Below are 26,939 nucleotides of genomic sequence, written 5' to 3'. Positions count from 1 at the left end.
TTTGTCTACATTTTATAGTATAGAGCACTTTTTACTATAAATGAAATGAGATGATTGTGTGCCTTTTATGAATCGTTTTACAACAACAGTAACTGGTGCTGTCACGTTCACTGGGAACACGTTGGGACTAAGTCCTACATCACCTGCACCAAACAATAACTTCGGCACGATTGATGTGTTTACAACGATAAATACATCGCTTCAAGTGCCTGGATTCCCGGCAGGAACAACGAATGACTGGCCATTAAATTCTTCAAGTGCAATTTTGAACCTTCCAGCAGGGAGTAGTGTTTTATACGCAGAACTAGTATGGGCCGGCACATACCGAACCGATACAGAGGATGTTACAGCATTTTTAAATGATAATATTTCATTTACAACACCAGCAGGAACATTTTCTGTTGCACCAGATCCTGCAACTGCGCAGCAAGGTTCAGTTGGGAACCAGTTTTATTATGTTCGCTCTGCTAATGTAACGAATCTTGTTAATACAGGTGGGGCAGGCACATATACAACAGGTGCCGTGCCAGCTGCAAGAACTTCAGCTGATCCAACAATCAGTCGTTCAGCTGGCTGGACGCTTGAGGTAGTTTATCAAAATGCAAGTTTACCACTTCGGAATTTGTCAGTATATGCAGGTCAAGAGATTATCGATGCTTCATCCCCGCCAGTTGATGCTACTATTTCAGGGTTTGCTACTCCGGCAACAGGAGCTGTTACAGGAAGAGTGCTCGTAACTGCTCAAGAAGGTGATTCTAACATTGTTGGAGATCAGCTTCGCTTTGGACCGAATGCAAATGCTACAGTCGCATTATTCGGTCCGAGAAACCCCGCGAATAATTTCTTTCAATCACAAATTTGTAATGATAGTGGCAATCTAGATACGAGCGGCACATTTGGAGATTTGAATCAGCCGTTAGGAATCGCTTTAGCGGTCCGAAGACAAGGGTGGGATATTACGAATGTAGATGCCTCATCTTCTTTAGTAAACAATCAAACGTCAGCAACTGTTCGCTTTGTCACAAATGGAGATGGATACGCTGCAGCTGGTTTTGGTGTTCAAATTGATGCGACAGGTCCAATCATTAATCCTGTTAAATCGGTTAATAGAACAGTTGCAGGGGTAGGGGATACTCTCACCTATACGATTACGGTCCCGAACACAGGAACAGGAAGTGCAGAAAACGTTGTATTACAAGATAGTATTCCGAACGGAACGACATTTGTAGCAGGTAGTGTAACGGTAGGTGGAGTAACACAACCGAGTGCGAATCCAGCGAATGGAATTAATTTAGGTACAATCCCAAATAACACGCAAAGAATTGTTACATTTCAAGTTCGAATAACATCGTTCCCGAACCCAAACCCTATTCCAAATCGTGCAATGGTGTCATACCAATTCCGTCCTTTTGTTGGAAGTTCTCCTATCACAAGTACAGCTTCTTCAAATACAGTACAGACGACGGTAAATCGCGCAAATGTAAGTTTGCAAAAATCTGTAGATTTACAGACGGCAACACTTAATGATGTATTAACGTACACAGTTAATGTGACGAATAATGGGAATGTCGCTGCAAATAATGTGATTTTTGTTGATAGTATACCTGCTGGAACAACATTTGTCGCAAATAGTGTTACGGTAAATGGAGTAGCACGTCCAGGAGCGAATCCATCAAGTAGTATTAATCTTGGAAGTATTAATGCTTCACAAACGACTGTAGTACGCTTTCAAGTTCGAGTAACATCTAATCCTCTTGTAAATCCAATTCCGAACCGTGCAAGTGTAACATTTAACTTTACTCCAGTGCCTGGCCAACAACCAATTTCAGGTCAAGCGACAAGTAATACTGTATTTACTACTATTAATATAGCTGATATAAGAACGAGAAAAACAGTGGATAGAGCTTTTGCGACAGTTAATGACGTTCTTACGTACACCGTTACAATTGAAAATACAGGAAATGTACTTGCGACAAATGTTATTTTTCAAGATCCGATCCCAACTGGAACGACTTTTATACCAAATAGTGTAACTGTAGATGGGGTTTCACAGCCTGGAGCAAATCCTGCGACTGGGTTTACAGTAGCGAATATATCTCCAGGTGGAAGTAGGACAGTGACTTTTCAAGTACGAGTCACATCTACGCCATCAGGAGGGACGATTGCGAATCGTGGAAATGTATCGGCTAATTTCGTCGTTATTCCGAATCAGCCGCCAGTAACGATTAATAGACAAACGAATACAGTTGTAACACAAGTTAATACAGGTGGTTTAAATGTAATAAAGGAAGTGAATACAACGCAAGCGGCAGTAGGGGACACTTTAACATACACGATTGCCGTCCAAAATACAGGAAACGTTCCGTTAACAAATGTGTTTTTCCAAGACACTATTTCTTCCGCTGTTTCATTTGTTGCAAATACTGTAACGATTAATGGAGTACCGCAAAGTGGATTGAATCCGAATACAGGATTTTCTCTTCCAAATATTCCTGCGGCTCAAACCGTTGTAGTCATATTTGACGTATTAATTGTACAGAATCCAGAAAATGAAGATATTTTAAATCAAGCAAATGTAACAGCAAGTTTTCAAGTGAATCCGAGCGAACCGCCAGTAACAATCAATGTTCCTAGTAACATTGTGAATACAACTGTACAATCAGGGAATTTTGAAGTTGTGAAAGCAGTGAATACGGATGTTGCAACGGTAGGGGATGTTTTAGTATATACAATCGAAGTCATAAATGCAGGTAGTGTACCAGCTACAAATGTATTTTTCCAAGATTCAATTCCACAAGGGACATTATTTATTGAAAACAGTGTATTTGTTAATGGTGTTTTACAAGAAGGGGCAGATCCAGAACTTGGATTCCCATTAAATAATTTGCCTACTGGCGCGAGTGTAATTGTTACGTTTGAAGTATTAATTGATGAAATTCCCCAAGGAAATAATGTCGTAAATAATGCGAATGTAACTGGAGATTTCCTTGTAAATCCAACAGAGCCACCGATTACTGTAACAGTACCAAGTAATACTGTTATGACAGTCGTGAATTCTTCAGGGTTAAATGTAATGAAGAGCGTAAGCGCTACTGAAGCAGGTGTAGGAGATACGTTAACGTATACAGTTCGTATACAAAATAGTGGAACAGTAGCAGCAACAAATGTATCATTCCTCGATCCTATTCCATCTGGAACAACGTTTGTAGCAAATAGTGTAACAATAAACGGAACACCTCAGCCAGGTTTAAACCCAACGACTGGATTTCCGCTTGCCAATATTCCAGTAGGAGGGATGGTAACAGCTGCTTTTCAGGTGACAATCACGAGTGTACCACCAAATAGAGTTCTTCCGAATAATGCAAATGTGACTGCTGATTTTCAAGTAAGTCCTTTGCAGCCACCAATTACAATTGTAACAATTAGTAATATTGTTGTGACGCGAGTGAATGTAGGATCAATTAATGTAATAAAGAGTGTAAACACACCGCAAGCAGGTGTAGGAGATACGTTAACGTATACGATTCTTATTCAAAATACAGGAACTGTTCCTGCAACAAATATTATTTTTCAAGATCCGATTCCTGTTGGAACTGCGTTTGTAGCGAATAGTGTCACGATAAATGGAGTTGTTCAGCAAGGTGCAGACCCTGTGGTAGGTTTTCCAGTTCCGAATATTCCAGTTGGGCAAACCGTTACAGTTACGTTTCAAGTTATAGTGACGAGTGTCCCGAGTGGTGGAAATATTAGAAACCAATCAAACGTTACTGCAAGTTTTCTTATAAATCCAGCTAATCCTCCAATAACGACTGTTACGAATAGTAATTTCGTCGTGACGCAAGTAAACACAGCACAGTTAAATATACAAAAATCTTCATCTGTACAACAAGCGGCACTTGGAGAAATTTACACGTATTCTGTTGTCATTAGAAATAATGGAACGGTAACAGCAACGAATGTCTCTTTCATTGATCCAATTGCTCCAGAAACAACATTTGTAGCAAATAGTGTAACGATAAATGGAACTCCTCAACCTGGATTTGATCCAAATATAGGTTTTACGCTTCCTAATATAGCTGCTGGCACATCATTGACTGTAACGTTCCAAGTAACAGTAGTTGCGCCATCCACGCGCGGAGCCGTACTAAACACCGCATCTGCAACAGCCACTTTTTTATTAAATCCTTTACAGCCCCCTGTAACAACGACAAATTCAAGTAATACGACAGTAGTTACGATACCGTTACCTCCTCCTGGTGAAGTAACAGCAACCAAAACAGTTGACGTTGCAACTGGAGCGGTTGGGGATGTATTAACGTATACCGTGCTAATTTCAAACGTAGGAATTATACCTGTTACAGATGTGTTCTTCCAAGATGTCATACCAGAAGGAACGACATTTGTAGAAGATAGTGTAACGATAGGTGGGGTGCAGCAACTTGGTTTAAATCCAGAAATAGGATTTACAGTTACTCCATTATTAATTAATGGTGGAAGTATTGAGGTAACGTTCCGAGTGACGATTACAGAAATTCCAGATAATGAAGTCATATTAAATGATGCAGACGTTACATTTACTTCACAACCAAATCCGCAGGAACCACCGATTACGGAAACGATATTAACAAATTTAGTCGTTACGACAATTAATATAGCGTTTATTTTTCCGTTAAAACTAGTAGATAAAGAAGTAGCGACTGTAGGAGAAATTTTAACGTATGATGTATTGATTTTTAATTTTGGAACAGTGGCAGCGACGAATGTTCAATTTATAGATACTACTTCCGCGGGTGTAGCATTTGTACCAGGAAGTGTGAGCATAAACGGGGTACCAGCACCAGGATTAGATCCTTTTATCGGTTTTACAGTTCCAGATATACCTGTAGATGATTTTGTACTTGTCACATATCAAGAGATGGTAACGAGCATACCAGAAGGTGGAACAGTTGTTAACTTTGTAGATGTTACGGCTACATTTGCTGTAAGTGAAACAGAGCAGCCTATTACTGAAACAACGACAAGTAACACGACATTAACCGAAATAAATGAACCTGGTTTGAATGTTTTAAAATCAGTAAGTGAGCCAATTGTTGCAGTAGGCGATACAATCACATATACGACAGTAGTTCAAAATACAGGGACAGTGACAGCGACGAATATTCAATATAGTGATGTATTACCTTCCTCTATAGCATTCGTGCCGAATAGTGTAACGATAGGTGGTGTGATACAACCTGGGTTCAATCCTAATAATGGATTCCCACTTCCAGATATAAATTCAGGGGGAAGTGTAGAAGTCACATTCCAAGTAACCGTTGTTAGTGTTCCATCAAACGGAACAATTGCCAATACGGCAAATGTTACTGGAAGCTTTATATTAGTACCAGGAGAACCACCAGTTATAGTAAATCAGCCAAGTAACACAACGCTCACAACTGTAAATAGAGGACGCTTTAATGTTATTAAACAAGTCAATAGAGCTGCTACCTTAGTTGGAGATGTATTAACGTATACAGTGCAAATAACGAATACAGGAACAGTAACAGCTAACGATGTTCAGTTTATTGATACGATTTCAGCAGGAGCGTCATTTGTATCGAGTAGTGTAACGGTAAATGGAGTTTCGCAACCAAACTTAAATCCGATTACTGGCTTTGGAGTAGGAGATATACTAGTTGGTGACACGGTTATAGTGACGTTTCAAGCGACAGTTACAAACATCCCGTCATCAGGAACCATTACGAACGTTGCAAATATAACGGGAAGCTTTACTTTAGTACCAGGAGAGCCACCGGTTGTAGTAACAGAGCCGAGTAATACGACAATAACAAGGGTAAATAGAGGACGATTTAATGTTATAAAAACCGTAAATAAAGAAGCAACACGATTAGGGGACACGTTAACTTATAGTGTGCAAGTTACAAATACAGGAACGGTAGCTGCGACAAATGTTCAGTTTATTGATATCCCATCGCCTGATTTAGAATTCGTTCCAGGAAGCGTACAAATAAATGGGATTCCACAAGTAGGTTTAGATCCTTTTGTAGGCTTTTCATTACCGGATCTTGCAGTAGGAGATAGCATACTAATCACATTTGAAGTAAATGTAATCGTAATTCCGCCTTCTAGTAGCATTATGAATACAGTGAGAGTAACTGGAGATTTTGAATTGATTCCAGGAGAACCACCGTTTACAATTACGAATTCAAGTAATACGACAGTCACACCAGTAAATAGAGGCAGTTTAGATATGCTGAAAGAAGTAGATCATTCAATTGTTGGAGTAGGAGAAACGGTAACGTACCGTGTTCGCATATTAAATACTGGTACGGCTGATGCAATGAATGTTCAATTTATTGATGTGTTATCGCCGGAAGCGGCTTTTGTACCAAATAGTGTAACGGTAAATGGAGTAGCACGTCCAGGAGTAAATCCGCAGGTTGGATTTACGATTTTAGACATTCCAGTCGGTGAGACGGCGATTGTAACATATGAAGCTACAATTACAAGTTTTCCAGATGGTGGTACAGTAGTGAACGTTGCTGGGGCATCGGCAGAATATATTTTAGTACCAGGGGAACCGCCAGTTACAGTGATGGACACGAGTAATACAGTTATTGTAACGGTAAATACTGCAATCTTATTTGTTGCAAAAGGAGCAAACTTTGAAGTAGCAATGGTAGGAGATGTTGTCACTTACGGAATTGCTGTTATAAATGATAGTACAGTTCCTGTGACGAATATTATTTTAACAGACATCATTGACCCAAATACGTTATTTATAAATGGCACGGTAACGGTAAATGATGTACCTTTTCCATTTGCCAATCCGAATACCGGTATCCTTTTAGGTGATTTTCAGCCGAATGATGCAGCAATTATTAATTTCCAAGTTGTAATAACAGGAGGGCAAATAAATAACTTAGTAACAAATACAGCTACAGCGAATGGGCTTGCAACTGTAAATCCTAATGAGCCGCCAGTAGTAGTTGAAGGCGATAGTAATACAGTTGTTATCCCGTTTATTCCTCAAAATGTTTCAACAACAGTCGTAAAAACGGCAGATCTTCAATCAGCAACAATTGGAGATGTTATTACGTTTACGACAGTTATTACGAATACGGGGGATACAGCGATACAAAATATTCGTTTTCAAGATATGTTAGATAGTAGTTTTCGATTTGTTCCTGGAAGTGTAACTGTTGATAATACGCCAGTGCCAAATGTAAGCCCAGTATCAGGGTTTCTTATAGGAAGTTTAAATCCAGGTGAAGCACGGACAGTTTCGTTCCAAGTAACAGTTCAGAGTGCACCAAGTGGTTCAGGAAATTATATTAATCAAGCGAGTATTCGCTTCGAACATCAAGTAGGCACAGTATTGCCACCTGTTACACAAATAATAGATAGTAACATAGTTGTCATTCCATTTGTTCCAACGATAGAACAAATTTGTGAAACAAACTTTAATTGTTTAGACAAAATTCCATTTCACTGTTCTCCGTGTAATCAGTTGCGAATAAATAAAAAATAAAAACAAAAAGAGCATCCTGAAAGAATAGGATGCTCTTTTTGTTTAGATCAAGTAGCTTCTTCTTCGGGAGAAGTGAAAAATTCGTTGACTTTGTTGGAGAGTAGAAATGGAATAGCCCCTTTTATAACGGAAATGTCCCAGTCCCACCATGCAAGGTTTTCTAGTTTTTCAATGATTTCTTGCGGGAAACGATATCGAACTAGTTTGGCAGGATTACCAGCGACGATTGCATATGGAGGTACGTCTTTTGTAACAACACTCTTGGCCCCGATAATGGCCCCGTTACCAATTGTAACACCAGATAAAATGCAGGATTGATAACCAATCCATACATCATTGCCGACTACGATATCACCTTTTGAAGAAGGATGACCAGTAATGTGTGCTCCTTCTTCGAAGAGGACATTAAATGGATAAGTTGTTATCCAATCAGCACGATGTTCACCGCCAAGTACGAAAACGACTTCTTCTCCTAATGAACAAAACTTACCTATTTTTAATTTTGTTTCATCATTCCAAGAAAAAATAATAGGGCCTACTTTACTGTAAGTATAATCACCGATATCATATTTATTATATTCAGGTTTTTGATTTAAATATAACATACCAATTTTAGCATCCTCTCTAAAGAAAGTAATGGATATGGAACATTATATGTAAGGTGAAGTAAGGCGAACTATGTTGTATGAAATAGTAATGTGCAAAAATGTTAGTAGGCAAGATGAATAAAAGGGAGTGAAATGTATGAGATACGAAATGGGATTATATAATAAACCTTTTCAGTCGATTCAATTAGGAAAAAAAGTATATGAAGTACGCTTATACGATAAAAAACGTCAACTTATAAAAAAAGACGATGAAATTGTATTTACGAACCTTACGACAGCAGAAACGATGGCTGTAAAAGTAACGGAGATAAAACGATACGAAAGCTTTAAAGCAATGTACGAACAAATTGATAAAAAATTATTTGATTGTGAAGAACTTAGTATAAAAGAAATGTTAGAAAGTACATACGGAATATATACGAAAGAACAAGAAAAAGAATGGGGAACAGTTGCGATTGGTGTTGAGGTAATAAAGTGAGAAGAAATCGCGGTGCAGCTATAATTATACAAGGTGGTAAAATCGCTCTTATAAAACGTGTTCGAGAAGGTGAGATGTATTTTGTTTTTCCAGGCGGGGGAATTGAAGAAGGAGAAACGCCTGAAGAAGCAACGAAGCGAGAGGTTTATGAAGAATTAGGGGTACATATACAAGTGGAGCATCTGATTGCAAAGGTGGAGTATAAAGGTACGGAGTATTATTATAATGCCCATATTATAGGTGGAGTTTTCGGAAGTGGTAAAGGCGAGGAGTTCGAGCTGAAAGATAGAGGGAGTTATATTCCTTTATGGATGCCGGTAAATGAGTTGCCAAATTTAAATGTAAAACCTTATGATGTGGCCAAATGTGTATTTGATTATTATGGAATATAAGGTCTGACAACATACAAAAAAAACCATTGACATAGCCTTCTGATTTAAGTATTGTATTCGAGTATGTTTATAATCAGGAGGTTTATATGAGCAATCAAACTACTACACATCATGTGAAAATGACAACAGCAGATCCATCTGGAATCGGTCTATTTGGATTAGCGATGGTAACACTTGTAGCATCGTCTCAAAAGTTAGGCTTAACAGATGGCGTTTCACTTGTATTACCATGGGCAATCTTTTTAGGAGGATTTGCACAAATCTTTGCATGCATTCACGATGCAAAGCACAACAATACGTTCGGTACAACAGCATTTGGTGCGTACGGCCTATTTTGGTTAGGTGTTGGAATGACTTGGTTAATTCAACTTGGAGTATTTGGCGAAAAATTAGCCCAAACTGCAGATTCAAAACAGCTCGGTGTAGCCTTTATCGGATACTTGATTTTCACGATCTTTATGACAATTGGTGCAATGGAAACACATAAAGTATTATTTATGATTTTCGTCCTTATTGATTTCTTATTTATCGGTCTTTCATTAAGTACTTTAGGTGTTATGCCGCACGCAATGCATAATTTAGCAGCGTATTCTGAACTATGTATTTCATTATTATCTTTCTATGGTTCAGCAGCAGCTGTGTTAAATACACACTTCGGAAAAGTTGTATTACCAGTTGGAAAACCCTTTGGTATTTTTAAAAAGTAATAAAAAAGAACAGATGATTGTATAGTCATCTGTTCTTTTTTTTATGGAATAAAATAAAATAGCAAAAAATATAATTGAAATTGATTCTCATTATTAATATAATGAGAATGAGAATCATTTATTGTAAGAGGGGGATGCCAAAGTGGCGAAAATTTTAATAGCGTATGCAAGTATGTCAGGGAATACAGAGAGTATTGCTGATTTAATTAAAGTAAGTTTAGATGCCTTTGATCATGAAGTAGTATTACAAGAGATGGAAGGTATGGATGCTGAAGAATTATTAGCGTATGATGGAATCATTTTAGGATCTTATACGTGGGGTGATGGTGAATTACCATTTGAAGCGGAAGATTTCCATGATGAGTTAGAAAATATAGATTTAACGGGTAAAAAAGTGGCTGTTTTTGGATCAGGTGATACGGCGTATGAGCTGTTTTGTGAAGCGGTAACGATATTTGAAGAACGTCTTGTAAAATGTGGGGCAGAACTTGTACAAGAAGGATTGAAAATTGAATTAGCTCCAGAAGATAAAGAAGACGTTGAAAAATGCAGTGATTTTGCAATTGCTTTTGCCGAGAAGTTCTAGGAACGGGAGTGTCAACGTGGAAACAATGTTAAGTGCAACTGCTATTACAAAGTTAAGAGATGGAAAGCTTTTGTTAGCTACTACATATAATGGTTTATTCATTGAAAAAGATGGAGAATGGAAACAGGCTTTAACTGGTTTCCAAAAACGAATTCGAGATTTACATAGTGAAGGTAACGTAGTTTACGGAGTAGGAGACGAAGGAGTTTTTATTCGTAGTATGAATGGTGGAGAAACGTGGACGATCCAGCGCTTTCCAACGAAAGCAACGAGCTGGAATGTATGTAGTAATGAGAATGGAACAGTAATTGCTCATGGAGATAAAACACTGTATCATTCTAATAATTTTGGTTCCACATGGGAGACTATTCAGCCATTTCTTAATTACGGTAGTGAGGCACCATCTATTCGATCATTATTTTTATATAAACATTACTTATTTATCGGTACGAAAATACATACTAAATATGGTGGTGTTTGGCTTTTTGATTTAGAGACACGTAAATTAAAAAGGATTAAAATAGCGATGAATCAGATGATTTCTGCGTTGACTATACATAATTCCTATTTAGTAGCGGCAAGTGGATCGTGCAAGGGGATTAGCGGAAATATTTCTTTTTGCAGAATAAATGAGAGTATCGAAAGTGATAAAATAGGTTGGCATACATGTCAAAGTGAACAAAAAGCGAGTAGTTATTTAGATTTAAGTGTGGATCAACATGTGTTATATACAACGTCAACGCAAAATAAGGCGGGAATTAGCACTGTTTGCCGTGTGCTTCTTGAAGAAGGAATTGTTACAGTATGTGATTCGGTTAAAGGGCATGGTTGGCGCATTGTTAATGAAAAAGAAGGCTATGTTGTAGCTGGATCAGGTGAATTAAAAACGATGCAGTGGAAAAAAAAAGCTGTATAACTTTAAAAAAACTTTACTTTTATTATATTGGTATGATATAGTTACTTTAAACCATTTTACTTTTAATAATATAGAGATTTAAATGAGCTGTAACTTCCGAGGAGGATAGCAATGTTAAATCTCCTCTGGGGTTGCAGTTTTTTAATATATGATGTATTATTGTAAAGTGGTTGAAAATGAATATGTACATATAGGTACATTGTAGGAGGATTTTTTAAATGCAAAACGGTAAAGTAAAATGGTTTAACGCAGAAAAAGGTTTCGGTTTCATCGAGGTTGAAGGCGGAGAAGACGTATTCGTTCATTTCTCAGCTATCCAAGGCGACGGCTTCAAATCTTTAGAAGAAGGTCAAGAAGTTACTTTCGAAGTAGAACAAGGTAACCGTGGACCTCAAGCTACAAACGTAAACAAGAAGTAATTATGAAAAAAAGAAGGGCTTGCCCTTCTTTTTTTTTTGCGTTTTTATTGAATATCCTCCTATGTACATGTAATAATAAGACTGAATTTTTGATTTTTATGCGAAGTTTTTCATGCATAAAGTGCATTAATAAATAAATACTGAAAATAAAGTATGTGTGTGAAAAGGAATTTAGAAAGAGGTAAATAAATTGAAAAACGCTACACACTTCATTGTGTTTGATATTGAAAGGAATTTTAGGCCGTATAAATCAGAAGATCCGTCAGAAATAGTTGATATTGGAGCTGTAAAAATAGATGTGAGTACAATGAAGGTTATTGGAGAATTTTCAGAGTTAGTAAAACCAAGTGCCCCATTAACTCGTCATACAACAAAATTAACTGGAATTACAAAGAAAGATTTAATAGGTGTAGGGAATTTCCCTCAAATTATAGAGAAATTTATTCAGTTCATCGGAGAAGATTCAATATTTGTTTCATGGGGAAAAGAAGATTACCGTTTTCTATCTCAAGATTGTACATTATACGGTGTAGAATGCCCATGTATGGAAAAAGAGAGTAGATTTGATGTGCAAAAATTTGTTTTTCAGGCGTATGAAGAATTATTTGAGCATACACCAAGTTTACAATTAGCAGTGGATCAGCTCGGCTTAACGTGGGAAGGGAAGCAGCACCGGGCTTTAGCAGATGCTGAGAATACAGCAAATATCTTTCTGAAAGTATATGGCGAGAGAGATATTAACAAGCGATACAAGAGACATGGTGAGCTTGAACTTGTAAAGAACGGAAAACTAACAGAAAAAGCGAAAAAAAGGATGCGGAAATGGGTGTTTAAAGAACTGAGAAAAAATACAGAGCGTCCTTTTGTATGGAGTGCATTTGAAAGTAGTGACACGTGGGAAGGTATAACGGAAAGATATTATATAAGTGAATCAGCAGTAGAACTTCTGAAAAAACACTTTCCTACTGCGGTGAGAAAAGCGGAGCGGCAGCTTAGGTATTTGGCTGAGATGGAGAAAGTAGTAGAAGAAAGTTAGTAATAAAATTTATTTTATTCATATGTACAACTAGACTTCAGGATTAAGTTGCTGAAGTTTAGTTGGAAAATTCACGGCTTGTCCTGTATTGTTAATGGAATATTTTGTTGTTTTTAGTACGGATATACATAGAAAAGAGTGTAGTTTAATGGAAGCAATCTTTAACATTTTAACCGTTTTAGTTTTTTTGATAATATTTACCACACTATTTGCACTAATTACACTTCCTTTCATAGCAAAGAAGAAGAATTGGAAAAAGCTTAATATATCTTTAGCTCGTGGTGTATTAAAGATTAAAATCGAAGAGTAAGGTAAGAGTCTTATACAAGGGAGGTGTGATAGTGATAGACTTGGAAATCAAAGATGTCACCGTACAGATGGAATTAAATGGTGTCTTTTGGAATGAGGATGGAATTGCTGAAATGATGGTGACTACAAAAGCGGAGCATTCTCTTATTCTTCGTCTAGTAGTTGACTTAGAAAGTAAAACGATTCGTGCGATGAATGCCGAGATAGTGGGTGGGTTCTGTCCTCTATGTAAACAGAAAAGGAACGAATGTAGTGAACTTAATGACGTGCAAAATAAAATGGATATTTTAGAAGAAGCCTACGATTGGGTGAGAGAGCATCCGGAATATCGTTTTCAATTATCTTTTTACGAGTACAATAAATTTGAGGTAGTAAAGTGAAATTTTCATTTTAACAACATACATAATGACTAAAAGGAAAAACACCAAAAACTTATAGAAGGACTTGGTCAACTAGGGATATTGAAGTAGATGTCTCTCATGGAAATACGCTTGTACAACAAGGAAGGAATCTGCTTGATGCTACAAGAAATGTCATCTTGGAGCAAAAATATTTTTTAAAAATAAGCATATTTGTTATAAAGAAGAAAAACCGATTCTTAGTAGAATCGGTTTTTAGTATAAATGTCAACTATGTCCCAAATAAAAGAGCGCTTGTTAATAGAACTCAGTAAAAATAGGTATATGGAAGCATTTATTCGATCCCATTCGAATCATAAGAATACTGCTGTTTATTCTCAATCCGCTCAATTACGTCCTGTAATTCATCCGGCTTCAAAAACTCAATGGGAGAGAAGCCTTTCTCAAACGTAAGTGTATCAGCCTCAATCATTAATACATATCGGTCGTTTACCTTTGCAATATGTATTAGGTCTCCGAAATCAGCAAGCAAAGCCTTCACAGAGATATGATCTGCTTTTAGCTTTAATTCCACTTCAGGGGCGTGCTCGACGATTTGAGCGGTAGCTTCCATTACTTCTTCTGTTGAAAATTGTTCCATAATTTCGCGTTTCGGACTGGCAGCCCATACTTCCATCGCTTGGTCGAACTGTTCACGTTCTTCAGTACCTTCTTCAAATACATCTTCAATTTGGTCGTATACCATGTCCATTACTTGTGTTTTCATAATTTCAGGCATAGAGCGTTCGTATTCGACGAATTTTAAGAAGTCTTCAAAGTAGCGGGCGTGTGATGCTTGGTGTATTTTTAGTTCGCCAGGCTCCACCATACCTTCTTCAGGCATGTATGGGTACTGGATAGATTTCATATTCTTTGTTGTGATGGCCATTTCAACGTTACGAATAAGTGTTGATTCATCAGAAATGGAAGCAACCTTTGGTTCGAAGTCACATTTCATTACGAATACGAATGGATCATCAAAGTATTTGCGTAGTTTTGCTTGAGCGATTAAAAACACACCACCACGTACAGCGCTTGTGTCAAGGTATGTATAAACGAGAGGTTCGCTCATATCTTTGAAGTTTTCTTTTGTTTCTGCAAAGCGAATACGATTAAATAAGTTGTAATGAGGGTTTGAATCGAGTTCATGCCCTTCTTCTACAATAAAGCGACCGATCTTCGTTGGGGCTTGTTCTGTTTTTGCGTGACGTTCTACTTTTCGCTTTGAAATTTTTAATAATTCACCATTCAAAAATTCTTTTAAAGAGCTATCTTCATACTCTTCAGCGTCTAATGTTTGAAAATGTTTATAGCGCTTATCAACTGCTTCACCTTTTCCTTCTACTTGTACTACATAAAAAGAAAGAAAATTTATTTCAAAATCCATATTTATCACCTTGTTTCATTTCATTAACTCTTATCAGTATAAAGATGGAAAAAACTTTCGTCAATTTATATAAGGAAGGGGGAGCCCCTTCCTTATATATTTGTTATTTTCGAAATTAAAATCCGTCTTCTAATGCTGAAAATGGAATATTTAGCCTGTTTTCTACTGTACGTAAACGCTGATTTAAGCGGTTTAATCTACGCGTATGACGCTCAACTGTGTTTTCTAGTTGACGTACTCTTTGCTCAAGCTCATTTACTCGTCTTTCTAATTGACGGTTTCCAGTACCAGGGAAAGAGATTGGAAGTTGAAATTGTCGATTTTGATCATATGGATTAACTTGTTCTGTTTGATCTATATATTGTTGGTATTGTGCCTGTAAATCATACTGAGGTTGGTAACCATATTGGTTATATGGATCATAAGGATTGTAGGGATACATAAAAACATCCTCCATTTCTTTATAATAGGTTAAATTCATCATAATGTATGTGCAAAAGCGGAGTAGTGGCACGGCAAATACCTATATACCTGAAGTGAATGATTGTTTTTACCGCTAAAAGCTCAGTTTAAGTTGTTAATAATGATCACATATGAGAAAGCGGTATTGCGGTTTCTGAAGCATGCAGGTGAATAGAGAGGTGAAATGAAAGGGTGTTACATTTGTATTTCATCTGTTGAATGGTATATACTGGATGGAGATAGGTTGCATAAAAGTTACAATTTTATCAAACTCGAAAATTTATATAAATATGTATAGACATTTACAAAAGAAAAGAGTAATTTTAATAGAGTAAAAAACAACTTGTAACATTTTCTAAATATATTGTAAAATGATTGTAACAAAAGATACATAAAAATGAAATAATACATAAGAAATAATGTTGGGGAAAAGGAGAGAGTATATTGTTCCGAAAAATAAAGGGTATATTAGTAGGGGTGCTATGCGTAGCTGTAGTAAGTGGTTGTGGTACAAAAGTAAGTGATGTGGCATTAGTAAGTGATTTTGGTGGGAATGTTGTAGAGGCTAAGGCTGATGTACAGGATTCAATTAGCTTAGTGGATGGGCGTACTGGTACTGAAGTGAAAAAAATAGACTTATCGAGTTTAGGTTATTTTGAAGATGAGGCGAAATTCAAAAAATCGGTAACGAAGGTTGCAGGTGAAGTTGGGAAAAGCGTTGACAAAAAGATGGTTCCTTCACGTATAGCTCCTGATGGATCATGGCAAGAAGGAAAGCCTTCTTTTGAATTAATGGAAAAAGAATTAGTAGATAAATTATTAAACGTTGGTATGTGGGATTCTTCATATCAGTTACCTATCGTTGAGAAAAAGCCTACCGCAACATTAAGTGATGCGCAAGGAAGTGGCACGGTAATTGGTAGATATGAAACGAATTTAGGTGGATCAGCAGGTGGCCGTATTGAGAATATTCGTTTGTCGGCAGCGAGCATAAATGGAGTTGTATTAGCAAAAGGAGACAGTTTCTCTTTTAATGCATTAATCGGTGATACAACGCCAGATAAAGGATATCAATTAGGTAAAGAAATTGTAGATGGTAAATTAGTAGATGGTTATGGTGGTGGCGTTTGTCAAACATCATCAACGCTATACAATGCAGCAGATCAAGCTGGTTTGAAAATGGTAGAGAGAACTACACATTCTAAAACAGTAGGTTATGTCCCTCAGGGAAGAGATGCAACAATTGCTTATCCATATTTAGACTTAGTATTTGAAAATACGAATGATGCTCCTGTTAAGCTTTATATGGGCATTCAAGGCGGAAAGTTAGTTGCTGAAGTACATAAGATGAAATAAATATGTAGTTAAAGGATAAGAAAGTAAAATATTTATAGTTTCTATAATTGAAGCCATCTCTTCTGAATTTCAGAGGAGATGGCTTTTTGTCATTAATGGCCTTCTTAAAAAACTATGAATTCTGATTTTTCTTATTTACATAGTGTGTTTTTAGTTGTATCCTTCATAGTAACGGCGATGTTAGTTTGTTTTGAAATAAAGGATTAGGAGAGGAAGTTATTCATGGTACAAATTCATCCGAAAACACGTATTGGTCATGTCGAATTTAAAGTAAAAGATTTAGAGCGTCAAATTGCTTTTTATGAGAATGTAGTAGGGTTAGAGGTAAGTAAGGAAGAGGGGAATAAAGCATATTTAACAGGAAAAGGTGGTAAGAATACGTTACTTGTTCTTGAGCAGTTGGAAGATGCAGCGCTACAAGAACCGCGTACGACGGGTATATATCACGTTGCCTTTTTGGTTCCGACTCGTGAAGCTTTTGCTTCGGCACTATTTGGTGTTATTCGCAATAAAAAGGTAATAGATAGTCCGGCTGAGCAAGAAGGACGTTATACATATTCAAATGAAATTTTGCCAATTTCAAGATTTAATAGTGCAAGTGATCATACGTATAGTGAGGCGTTTTATTTACAAGATTTAGAGGGGAATGGTATCGAGATTTATGCAGATCGCCCTCGAGGTCAATGGGGAGAAGGGCCAGGGGGAAGTACGCCACTAGATTTAAAAGAACTGGCAACGCTCGTTAATTATGAGTTTGATGGATTACCTGCTGACACTGTCGTTGGGCACGTCCATTTACGAATAGCTGATGTAGAAAAGTCACATGAGTTTTATGTAGATACAGTAGGTTTTGAAGTACAACAGCGTGAAGATGATTGCTTATTTATTTCGGCAGGAGGGTATCATCACCATATTGGTGCAAATACGTGGAACGGGGTAAATAATCCACATCCACCAGCACATGCAACTGGACTAAAAGTGTATACGATAGTACTACCGCATAAAGAAGCGTTAGATGAAGTGAAAGAAAGATTAATAGAAAAACAACATGAAATAAATGAAACTACAAATGGATTTACTGTAGTAGATCCAAGTGGTATTACAGTGCAGTTTGAAATAGAAGCAGTATAAAAGGAAAAAGGAGCCAGAAAGTGTTTAATCACTTTCTGGCTTGTTTTTGATTATTTAGAGCTCAATCCAATATCTTCTCACAACATTCCCATCTTCTTCAGTGAAATCATCATCACGGAGACCGCCGTTATGTAAAATCGTTTTCTCTGAAGCAGTATTCACTTCGTCGCAAACGACAAGTGCTTTCGTGATGTTTAATTCTTTCGTTTTTTCTAATGATAACTCTAGTAACTTTGTAGCATAATCTTTTCTTCTTTCAGAAGGGCGAATACCATAACCGATATGGCCTCCAGCATTAAATAAATGCTCCGTCAAACTATGACGAATATTAACAGCTCCTGCAATTTTATTTTCATTTGTAACAAGCCAATAAGTAGAATCTGGTACCCAAGTTTCAGGAATATTTATTCCGTTATGTGCGTCGTGTAATTCTTGAATCATTGCCGTGAAATTAGAAGGATTTTTTGAAATAACCCATGGAATCATCGTTTCACCGCTATCTTTCCATTCGTTATAAAAATCTAAGTATTCTTCTTGTAAATCAGTAGTAGGTGTAAGTAAAGAGACGTTCATTGTTAGTAAGCTCCTTTTATTTATGTTTTATTTCACAAAAATTATGATATAAAATGAAAGCGTTTCCTGATTTTCTCAACCTCATTTCATGCAACTCATATACCATTTTTAACTGAAAATAAGTTAGACGTTGAACTTTAAAGTTTTTTTGTATGAGAAGTAGGTTGTTTTATTTATGTTAATATTTAAAATATTAACATAAATAAGTTGAGATATTAAGTATATTTTAATGAAATGCTTTTATATCGATAAACGGATGTTTGTGATAATTTTTGTTTTATCTATCTATAATGAATGAAAGGGGGAAATGCCCGTGAGCTTACATATTGATTTTATTATACGAATCGGTGTTGCCGGTTTATTAGGAGCAATAATTGGAATTGAAAGGGAAATTCGCTCAAAAGAAGCGGGATTAAAAACACATTTCCTAGTAGCCGTAGGGAGTGCTTTAATAATGGTCGTTTCGAAATATGCTTTTTCGGATATTGTGTTTGAAGAACATATGGCTCTTGATCCGAGCCGGATTGCAGCGCAAGTTGTTAGTGGAGTTGGATTTTTAGGTGCAGGTACAATCATTATTCAAAAGCAGGCAGTGAAAGGATTAACGACAGCGGCTGGTTTATGGGCTACAGCAGGAATAGGGCTAGCAATTGGAGCAGGTATGTATGTTGTAGGGATCGGAGCGATGATTCTCGTTTTGATTGGTTTAGAGATTGTAAGTCGTATTTTTAAGGTGCAATTTTTATTTCCGCAAAATATAACGGTGCAAATGTGTATAAATAAACACGAAGCGGTACAACAAATAGTAGAGACGCTACGAGTGAAAGGTATTCCAATACTTTCATATGAAGTTGAAGCCTTACAGCAAGATACAGAAATAGTTTATAAGGTAGGAATGCAGTTGAAAAATATATCGTCAGAAGAAAAGAATGCATTTATTCAGCATATGCAAACATTGCCGGAAATTACGTTTATAAAGTTAAAATCATAGTGTTGAAATAGAGGATAGATGTAGCAGGAATTTCGCTATTATCTATCCTTTTTTGACATAAATCACATGTGAAGTCAAGTGTTAATTTCGCTTTGAATGGATACATGTGTGAACGTTCCCTTCTTTTTTCTCAATACATAATAAATAGTCAGAATAGTAAAATAACGGAGCGGGACACTAAAAAATGTAAGGTAGGGGAGAGCATGAAAGGCTATTCAAAAAAAGTTTTAGTAGGGGTAAGTTTTGCTAGTTTAATGTTAGGGAGTTTTCAAGGAAGCATATTGGCGGAAGATACTAAGGGAGAGCAAGTTTCATATCGAAATGTGCTAAAAATGGAGCCGGTTGGTGTACAACTGCCCGTGGAAGAATTAGCTCATTCATCGAAAGTATTAGAAAGCAAGTCTTTTGAGAAAAGGCTACAATTTGCTGATTTATCGCAAAGACCGCCTGAAGTAAAAAAGGAAAGTAAGCAATTAGCTGTAGCAAAAACTTATACAATTGCTGAATTAAATCAATTAAGCAATCAACAATTAGTAGATTTACTTGTAACAATCGATTGGGAGCAAATTACGGGGCTATTTCAGTTTAATAAGGACAGTCTTGCATTCTATCAAAATGATAGTAGGATGCAGGCAATTATTGATAAATTGAAGCAGCAAGGACAGGCTTATACGCAAGACGATTCAAAAGGGATTGAGACATTAGTGGAAGTTTTGCGATCAGGGTTTTATTTAGGGTTTTATAATACAGAATTAAGTAAACTAAATGAACGTAGCTATCATGACAAGTGCTTACCTGCATTAAAAACGATTGCGAACAACCCAAATTTCAAACTCGGTACGTTAGAACAAAATAAAGTTGTATCATCATATGGGAAATTAATAGGAAATGCTTCGAGTGATGTGGAAACGATAACATCGGCTGCAAAGATTTTTAAGCAATATAATGATAATTTTTCTACATTGGTAGATAATCTTTCAGCTGGAAATGCGATTTACGATATTATGCAAGGTGTTGATTACGATATTCAATCGTATTTGTACGATACGAGAAAAGCACCGAAAGATACAGTATGGTACCAAAAAATAGATAGCTATATTAATGAATTAAGTAGATTCGCGTTAATGGGAACGATTACAGAGAAAAACGGATGGCTTATTAATAATGGAATTTATTATACAGGTAGACTCGGCACATTCCATAGTACAGGGACAAAAGGATTACAAGTTGTAACAGATGCGATGAAAATCTATCCTTATTTAGGTGAGCAATATTTCGTAGCAGCTGAGCAAATTACGACGAATTATGGCGGGAAAGATGCAAACGGTAACGTTGTAAATTTAGATCAAATACGAGAAGATGGGAAGAAAAAGTATTTGCCGAAAACGTATACGTTTGATGATGGTGCAATTGTTTTAAAAGCGGGAGATAAAGTGACTGAGGAGAAAGTTAAACGTTTATATTGGGCAGCAAAAGAAGTGAAGGCACAATTCCATCGTACGGTTGAAAGTGACCAACCGTTAGAAAAAGGAAATCCAGATGATGTATTAACGATGGTTATTTATAATAGCCCGGCTGAATATCAATTTAATCGTCAATTGTACGGGTATGAAACGAATAACGGCGGTCTTTATATAGAAGGAACAGGTACGTTCTTTACTTATGAACGTACGCCAGAAGAAAGTATTTATAGTTTAGAAGAATTGTTCCGACATGAATTCACGCATTATTTACAAGGTAGATATGAAGTGCCAGGACTTTGGGGACAAGGTAAGATGTATGAGAATGAGAGATTATCTTGGTTTGAAGAAGGGAATGCTGAGTTTTTTGCAGGTGCAACGAGAACGGACAACGTCGTTCCAAGAAAGAGTATTATAGGAGGACTATCTTCGAATCCAGCAGAACGTTATACCGCAGAGCGAACGTTAAATGCAAAGTATGGAACGTGGGATTTCTATAATTATTCCTTTGCTTTACAATCGTATATGTACAATAAGAGATACGATATGTTTGATAAAGTTCATGATCTTATTAGGAAAAATGATGTAACAGCATATGATGCATATCGCTCTGCTTTAAGTAAAGATGCGAATTTAAATAAAGAGTATCAAGACTATATGCAAATGTTAGTAGACAACCGTGAGAAATATAATGTTCCGTTAGTGTCAGATGATTATTTAGCAACTCATGCACCGAAACCAGTTTCAGATATTGCCGCAGAAATTACAGCGGAAGCAAAATTAAGTAATGTATCAGTAAAGAAAAATAAATCACAATTCTTTAATACATTTACACTGCAAGGAACGTATACAGGTACTGCTGCAAAAGGAGAAAATGAAGACTGGAAAACAATTACGCAAAACGTTAATGATACGTTAAAACGTTTAAGTGCAAAAAAATGGACAGGCTATAAAACTGTAACAGCATACTTTGTGAATTATCGTGTGAATGCATCAGGGCAATTTGAATATGATGTTGTGTTCCACGGTATTAATACAGAAGAAGGTGCAGTGAATAAAGCGCCGGTCGCGGTTATAAATGGTCCGTATAGCGGACATACGAATGAAGCGATCTCGTTTAAAAGCGATGGATCAAAAGATGAAGATGGGAAAATTATTTCTTATAAATGGGAGCTTGGTGATGGTACTGTAAGTAATGAACAAAATCCAACTCACGTTTATACAAAAGAAGGGACGTATACAGCGAAATTAACAGTAACAGACGATAAAGGGTTAACTAATACTGCTACAACAAGTGTAACGGTTCAAAAGAAAGAAGATAATAGTGTAGAAAAAGAGCCAAATAATTCATTCCAAACGGCAAATAAACTGCAGTTAAATCAAGTTTTACGTGCTAGTTTAGGAAACGGTGATACGAGTGATTACTTTGAAATAAATATAGAAACTGCGAAAAACCTTCAAATTAATGTAACGAAGGAAAATAATATCGGAGTAAACTGGGTTCTTTATTCAGAAGCAGATTTAAATAATTATGTTACGTATGCACAGCAACAAGGAAATAAATTAGTAGGTAGTTACTATACGTATCCAGGGAAGTACTATTTACATGTATACCAGTATGGTGGTGGAACAGGGAATTATACGGTAGAAGTGAAGTGAAAAAAAGGGTCGCCATGAATGGCGACCTTTTTTGTTATGCGTTATACCCGAATAATTTTAGATTTTCTCCTGAGTCTGAAATTATTTTTTCGAATCGCAATCCTGCTTTTTCTAACAGCGTGCCTGAAGCAACATTATCTATAGAAGTAATTGCTACAATTCGTTTCAGTCCGAGCTTTTGTACACCGTATTCGATTACTGCAGCAGCTGATTCATAGCCGTACCCTTTTGAACGGAATTTTTCTAAAAAAGCAAAGCCGATATCAACATCTTCTAATGAATCTCTTTTAATAAGGCCGCACATACCAAGTGGAGTGAGATCTTCTTTTCGTTCAACTAAGTAAAGACCAAAGCCCATTTTATTGTACATATCGACGGGTCCGTTTAAGATGTATTTTTTTGCATCTTCTAAGTTTTTAATGCCTTTATCACCAATAAATTGAATCCATGCAGGATCATTTACTAATTCAAGAATAAACGGAGCATCTTTTACATCGAGCCAGCGAAGAGTGAGTCTTTCAGTTTCAAGAACTATCAATCTATTGCACCACCTTTAAAAGTTATAACAATTAGTATGGATTGTGCGAAATAAAAGTGCAAGTTATTTTAATTGAGAGTTACTGTTCACATAAAGTTCGATTGTTTTGTATAAAAGGATATTTTATAATTAGGATTAATTGTAAAGAGTGAGATACTTATACAATGACTCCTAGGAAACTAGGAGTTTTTACTATATAACTATCATTATTACTAAATATGACACACTACACATTCTACTCAAGGAGGTACATAATGAAGAAATTATATAATGCATCGTTTACTTATTTGATTATCGGTTTATTGTCAGGAATATTTGCTAGGGAGTATGGGAAATATAAAGGGATTTTAGGCTCTACTTTATTAAATCTTTTGCATACGCATACGTTAGTACTTGGCTTTTTCTTCTTTTTAATTGCTTTAGGATTAGCGAAAGTATTCGCGTTTCATGAAGTGAAAGGATTTAATAACTGGTTTATTTTACATAATATCGCATTAACTTTAATGTTAGGATCGCTGGCAGCGAGAGGACTTCTTCAACTAAATGGAGCGGACTTTAAAGGGTTAACTTATATTGTAGGGTTCTCTCATTCTATGATGGCATTTACTTTAGTTTGGTTTATGATTTTATTGAAAAAATCGTCTAAAATATAGTTTTAAAAAAGAACTTGTAGGGAATACTGCAAGTTCTTTTTTGTATATAAAATTTCATAAATTCAACTATTCTAATTATTTTGTATAAAAATGGTATAATTAATGTAGAGTAAATAATATAAAAGGAGAGTATGTAATGGAAATAACAATTGAGCGTTTAGTAAATGAATTAAAGGATGTACTTCCTGAAGATCAAGTAGTGGTTAATAAGACAGTAAGAGAGTTACATAGTAAAGATGAATCTTACCATAATAGTAGTTTACCTGATGTAGTTGTTTTTCCGAAAACGATGGAAGAGGTTAGAGCAATAATGAAAATAGCGAGTGAGCATAAAAAACCTGTCATTCCATTTGGAGTAGGTTCTAGTTTAGAAGGTCATATAATTCCTTATGAAAAGGGGATTACAGTTGATTTTTCATTAATGAACAAAATACTTGAAATAAGAGAGAAAGATTTTCTTGTGAAAGTACAACCAGGAGTGACTCGTTCTCAGCTCAATAAAGAATTGAAAAAGTACGGTTTGTTTTTTAGTGTAGATCCAGGTGCAGATGCAACGTTAGGAGGCATGGCTGCTACGAATGCGAGCGGAACGACAGCGGTTAAGTATGGCGTAATGCGTGATCAAGTTCGTGATTTAGAAGTGGTGCTTGCTGATGGGCAAGTGATACATACTGGCAATTTAGCGGCGAAGTCATCATCAGGTTATCATTTAAATGGTATTTTCGTAGGATCAGAGGGTACGCTTGGATGCTTTACAGAGCTAACATTAAAAGTATACGGCATACCAGAACATGTTATGGCTGCGAGAGCATCGTTTCCAACTATAAATGATGCAGTAGAAGCTGTTATTAATATACTGCAAGCTGGCATTCCAATTGCGAGAATAGAACTTGTTGATGAATTATCTATGAAACAAGTAAATCATTATAATGAGACAAATTACAGAGAAGAACCAACACTGTTTTTAGAGTTTCACGGAAATGAAGCGGGATTAACGCAAGATATCGAGTTTACGAAGGAAATTGTTTTTGATCATAAATGTAAAGAAGTTGCTTTTGAAACTGAAACTGCGGCAAGAAATAAATTATGGGATGCAAGACATAACTTAGCTTATTCTTACGTTCATAGTTACCCTGGCAAAAAGCTAATGAGTACAGATGTATGTGTGCCAATTTCAGAGTTAGCTGGCGCGATTCAAAATGCGAAAGAGACGTTAGATAAGGTGGGCCTTGTTGGTGGTATTCTTGGCCATGTAGGAGACGGGAATTTTCACGTGCTCTTAATGATTGATCCAAATGATAAAGATGAAGTGAAAAAAGCGGATGAAATAAATGAAAGTATTGTACTGTATGCTCTTAAGCGTGGCGGAACTTGTACAGGAGAGCATGGCGTTGGAATAGGAAAGCAGAAGTATCAAGAAGAAGAACATGGTGCGGCATTATTGGTAATGGAGAAAATAAAGAAAGCTCTTGATCCGCAAAATATTTTAAATCCGAATAAAATTTTCAAGCTAACAGATAAGGAATGATGAAGTTTGGAGAAACGAATTATACACTTTGAAGGATTGGCGGTCTTATTAGCTACAATTTATATATATGCATTATGTGGATTTAGTTGGTTATTATTTATTGTATTACTTTTTGCACCTGATTTAGCAATGGTGGCGTACGCTATTAACAAACGTATCGGTGCACAAATATATAATCTATTTCACACATATATCATATCAATATTACTTGTTTTAATAGGGGTCTATTTAAAGATGGATACGATTTTAATGATTGGTTTAATATGGACAGCACATATTGGAATGGATCGAATGCTTGGGTATGGATTGAAGTATGAAACTGATTTTAAGGATACGCATATTCAGAGGTTATAAAAGTGATTTGAGAAGGGTGGTCAATTGAAACAATTTATTACTGTTGAGAAATATAATACACAATGGGAAAGTGAATTTTGTAAATTACAGACGTTGATTAATAACGTAATGGGAGAACTCATTTTTTCTATAGAGCACGTTGGGAGTACATCTGTTAAAGGCCTTGCTTCTAAACCGATATTAGATGTCGATGTTGTAATAGAAGATTATGATGTTTTTCCAAAAGTAATAAATAGACTTGAACAGGTAGGTTATTTTCATCAAGAAGAGTGGAGTTTTAAGGGGAGAGAGGCTTTTGGGAGAAAGGGTCAATATGTTCCGAGGGACGGGAAGAATACAATTTGGATGGAACATCATTTATATGTATGCGATAAGAATAGTGAAGAGTTAAGAAGACATGTAGCGTTTCGTGAGTATCTTCGTGGAAATCCAAACGTTGTTATTGAATATGGAAAGCTAAAGAAAGAATTAGCGGAAACGGCGGAAAATCGCTTAAATTATAGCTTAGGTAAAACGGAATTTATTGAATATGTATTAGAAAAAGCTATGAAGGATCGTTGAATAAGGGAGTTTGTATAAATAAAAAAATTGACTAAGGTGGCAGAAATCATATAATGCCACCTATTATTTTTGAAACAAAGGTTTTACTATATGCACTGACCTTATAAAACAATTATCATCTGTCCCTGCCCAATAATAAATCTCGTAAATATAATGGGAAATAAGAAGATAAGAAAAGAGGGAGCTTATGTACATACCAAAACATTTCACTATACAAGATGAAGAGACGAAGTACGAAATGATTGAACAAAATAGCTTTGCAACTTTATTTTCTCAGTATAACGGGGAACCATATGCAACGCATTTACCGTTGTTATTAAATAGGGAGACTCTAACTTTACATGGCCATTTCGCACGTCCGAATGAACAGTGGAAAGATAGTGGGAATCAACAAGTACTCGCTATATTCCAAGGGCCACATAGTTACATCTCGCCGTCATGGTATGAAACAAATAAAGCAGTACCAACATGGAACTATGTTGCGGTGCATGTATATGGAGAGTTGGAAATTGTTGAAGATGAACAGGAATTAATAGATTCTCTTCAAGATTTAGTACATAAATATGAAAATCCAAAGAGCACCTACTCACTGAATAATGTAGATCCGAATTATATGGAAGGATTAAGTAGGGGAATAGTTGGGTTTAGAATAAAGATAAATAAAATAGAAGGAAAAGCGAAGTTAAGTCAAAATCATTCTGTGGAGAGACGGAAATTAGTTGTAGAAGAACTTGAGAAAGTTGGTAGTGAAGGAAGTAGGGGGATTGCAGAATTGATGAAGGAAATAGAGTGATTTCATATGAAACAAAGGGATATTTCTATTTTTGTAGAAATATCTTTTACTTGAAAGAAAAACTGCCTCCGTAGCTCTAGAAGGGAAGAGCGCCGGAAAACAGTGTAGAACCG

General features: G+C 36.2%; 24 protein-coding genes. 19 read left to right on the top strand and 5 right to left on the bottom strand.

Going from position 1 to position 26,939, the window contains the following annotated elements; all coding sequences use genetic code 11:
* Positions 1–58 precede the first annotated feature (58 nt).
* The gene (locus AC1DS7_RS20340) at positions 59–7,531 is read left to right on the top strand and encodes a DUF7507 domain-containing protein (protein ID WP_476999170.1); all 7,473 of its coding nucleotides are present in this window, start codon (positions 59–61) and stop codon (positions 7,529–7,531) included.
* A gap of 47 nt (positions 7,532–7,578) precedes the next feature.
* On the opposite strand, the gene AC1DS7_RS20335 is transcribed toward AC1DS7_RS20340, so the two are convergent.
* Entirely contained in the window at positions 7,579–8,136 is a 558-nt protein-coding gene (locus AC1DS7_RS20335) for a CatB-related O-acetyltransferase (protein WP_002128459.1), read from the bottom strand.
* Between the two features lie 139 nt (positions 8,137–8,275).
* Between AC1DS7_RS20335 and AC1DS7_RS20330 the strand changes: the two genes are divergently transcribed.
* From AC1DS7_RS20330 to AC1DS7_RS20290, 9 genes are all read left to right on the top strand, one after another.
* Positions 8,276–8,617 carry an ASCH domain-containing protein gene (locus AC1DS7_RS20330; protein ID WP_002167855.1) on the top strand — a complete coding sequence of 114 codons (342 nt, stop codon included), beginning with the start codon at positions 8,276–8,278 and terminating at the stop codon, positions 8,615–8,617.
* Complete coding sequence (locus AC1DS7_RS20325; protein WP_002128457.1) at positions 8,614–9,009, top strand: NUDIX hydrolase; 396 nt, start codon at positions 8,614–8,616, stop codon at positions 9,007–9,009. The genes AC1DS7_RS20330 and AC1DS7_RS20325 overlap by 4 nt, the downstream gene beginning before the upstream one ends.
* 86 nt (positions 9,010–9,095) lie before the next feature.
* A complete protein-coding gene (locus AC1DS7_RS20320) occupies positions 9,096–9,716 on the top strand; it encodes an acetate uptake transporter (RefSeq protein ID WP_000070943.1) in 621 nt (206 codons plus the stop codon).
* Positions 9,717–9,858: 142 nt separating this feature from the next.
* On the top strand, positions 9,859–10,302 hold the full coding sequence (locus AC1DS7_RS20315) for a flavodoxin (RefSeq protein ID WP_001062757.1): 444 nt from the start codon (positions 9,859–9,861) through the stop codon (positions 10,300–10,302).
* A gap of 16 nt (positions 10,303–10,318) precedes the next feature.
* Entirely contained in the window at positions 10,319–11,218 is a 900-nt protein-coding gene (locus tag AC1DS7_RS20310) for a WD40/YVTN/BNR-like repeat-containing protein (RefSeq protein WP_002087724.1), read from the top strand.
* A gap of 218 nt (positions 11,219–11,436) precedes the next feature.
* Positions 11,437–11,637, top strand: a complete 201-nt coding sequence (cspB, locus tag AC1DS7_RS20305) for a cold shock-like protein CspB (RefSeq protein WP_001179147.1) — start codon at positions 11,437–11,439, stop codon at positions 11,635–11,637.
* A gap of 190 nt (positions 11,638–11,827) precedes the next feature.
* Positions 11,828–12,673: an exonuclease gene (locus AC1DS7_RS20300; protein ID WP_002167856.1), complete on the top strand. Its 846-nt coding sequence runs from the start codon at positions 11,828–11,830 to the stop codon at positions 12,671–12,673.
* Between the two features lie 94 nt (positions 12,674–12,767).
* On the top strand, positions 12,768–12,983 hold the full coding sequence (locus AC1DS7_RS20295) for a hypothetical protein (RefSeq protein ID WP_002014377.1): 216 nt from the start codon (positions 12,768–12,770) through the stop codon (positions 12,981–12,983).
* 31 nt (positions 12,984–13,014) lie between these two features.
* Positions 13,015–13,362 carry a hypothetical protein gene (locus AC1DS7_RS20290; protein WP_002087722.1) on the top strand — a complete coding sequence of 116 codons (348 nt, stop codon included), beginning with the start codon at positions 13,015–13,017 and terminating at the stop codon, positions 13,360–13,362.
* Positions 13,363–13,675: 313 nt separating this feature from the next.
* On the opposite strand, the gene AC1DS7_RS20285 is transcribed toward AC1DS7_RS20290, so the two are convergent.
* Both AC1DS7_RS20285 and AC1DS7_RS20280 read right to left on the bottom strand, forming a co-directional pair.
* Positions 13,676–14,767, bottom strand: a complete 1,092-nt coding sequence (locus tag AC1DS7_RS20285) for a DUF3900 domain-containing protein (RefSeq protein WP_002128454.1) — start codon at positions 14,765–14,767, stop codon at positions 13,676–13,678.
* A 115-nt stretch (positions 14,768–14,882) separates the two neighbouring features.
* On the bottom strand, positions 14,883–15,209 hold the full coding sequence (locus tag AC1DS7_RS20280; RefSeq protein WP_002087720.1) for a hypothetical protein: 327 nt from the start codon (positions 15,207–15,209) through the stop codon (positions 14,883–14,885).
* A gap of 464 nt (positions 15,210–15,673) precedes the next feature.
* Here AC1DS7_RS20280 and AC1DS7_RS20275 point away from each other — a divergent pair, with 464 nt between their 5' ends.
* Together AC1DS7_RS20275 and AC1DS7_RS20270 are read left to right on the top strand one after the other, a co-directional pair.
* Positions 15,674–16,585 carry a VanW family protein gene (locus AC1DS7_RS20275; RefSeq protein WP_002033606.1) on the top strand — a complete coding sequence of 304 codons (912 nt, stop codon included), beginning with the start codon at positions 15,674–15,676 and terminating at the stop codon, positions 16,583–16,585.
* Between the two features lie 222 nt (positions 16,586–16,807).
* Entirely contained in the window at positions 16,808–17,716 is a 909-nt protein-coding gene (locus AC1DS7_RS20270) for a VOC family protein (RefSeq protein WP_088031026.1), read from the top strand.
* A 54-nt stretch (positions 17,717–17,770) separates the two neighbouring features.
* Here AC1DS7_RS20270 and AC1DS7_RS20265 read toward each other — a convergent pair whose 3' ends face one another.
* Positions 17,771–18,289 (bottom strand): GNAT family N-acetyltransferase, encoded by a 519-nt coding sequence (locus AC1DS7_RS20265; protein WP_016100872.1) that lies wholly within the window; start codon positions 18,287–18,289, stop codon positions 17,771–17,773.
* 313 nt (positions 18,290–18,602) lie between these two features.
* On the opposite strand from AC1DS7_RS20265, the gene AC1DS7_RS20260 reads away from it, so the two are divergent.
* Positions 18,603–19,280: an MgtC/SapB family protein gene (locus tag AC1DS7_RS20260; RefSeq protein WP_002066498.1), complete on the top strand. Its 678-nt coding sequence runs from the start codon at positions 18,603–18,605 to the stop codon at positions 19,278–19,280.
* Between the two features lie 203 nt (positions 19,281–19,483).
* Positions 19,484–22,399, top strand: a complete 2,916-nt coding sequence (colA, locus tag AC1DS7_RS20255; RefSeq protein WP_016100873.1) for a collagenase ColA — start codon at positions 19,484–19,486, stop codon at positions 22,397–22,399.
* A gap of 34 nt (positions 22,400–22,433) precedes the next feature.
* Here colA and AC1DS7_RS20250 read toward each other — a convergent pair whose 3' ends face one another.
* On the bottom strand, positions 22,434–22,937 hold the full coding sequence (locus AC1DS7_RS20250; RefSeq protein WP_002033615.1) for a GNAT family N-acetyltransferase: 504 nt from the start codon (positions 22,935–22,937) through the stop codon (positions 22,434–22,436).
* Between the two features lie 254 nt (positions 22,938–23,191).
* Here AC1DS7_RS20250 and AC1DS7_RS20245 point away from each other — a divergent pair, with 254 nt between their 5' ends.
* The 5 genes from AC1DS7_RS20245 to AC1DS7_RS20225 all read left to right on the top strand — a co-directional run bounded on the left by AC1DS7_RS20245 (position 23,192) and on the right by AC1DS7_RS20225 (position 26,826).
* Positions 23,192–23,590 carry a DUF2871 family protein gene (locus AC1DS7_RS20245; RefSeq protein ID WP_002033617.1) on the top strand — a complete coding sequence of 133 codons (399 nt, stop codon included), beginning with the start codon at positions 23,192–23,194 and terminating at the stop codon, positions 23,588–23,590.
* Positions 23,591–23,726: 136 nt separating this feature from the next.
* Complete coding sequence (locus AC1DS7_RS20240) at positions 23,727–25,118, top strand: FAD-binding oxidoreductase (RefSeq protein WP_016100874.1); 1,392 nt, start codon at positions 23,727–23,729, stop codon at positions 25,116–25,118.
* A 6-nt stretch (positions 25,119–25,124) separates the two neighbouring features.
* Positions 25,125–25,472, top strand: a complete 348-nt coding sequence (locus AC1DS7_RS20235; RefSeq protein ID WP_016100875.1) for a DUF4260 domain-containing protein — start codon at positions 25,125–25,127, stop codon at positions 25,470–25,472.
* A 24-nt stretch (positions 25,473–25,496) separates the two neighbouring features.
* Positions 25,497–26,033, top strand: coding sequence for a GrpB family protein (locus AC1DS7_RS20230; RefSeq protein WP_012261365.1), 537 nt, complete (start codon positions 25,497–25,499; stop codon positions 26,031–26,033).
* Positions 26,034–26,220: 187 nt separating this feature from the next.
* The gene (locus tag AC1DS7_RS20225) at positions 26,221–26,826 is read left to right on the top strand and encodes an FMN-binding negative transcriptional regulator (RefSeq protein ID WP_016100876.1); all 606 of its coding nucleotides are present in this window, start codon (positions 26,221–26,223) and stop codon (positions 26,824–26,826) included.
* The last annotated feature ends 113 nt before the right edge of the window (positions 26,827–26,939 follow it).

It is taken from the genome of Bacillus sp. P4_E1 (assembly GCF_056401715.1).
Note: the sequence above shows the minus strand (reverse complement) of the source record. Positions and strands in the feature narration are given on the sequence as shown.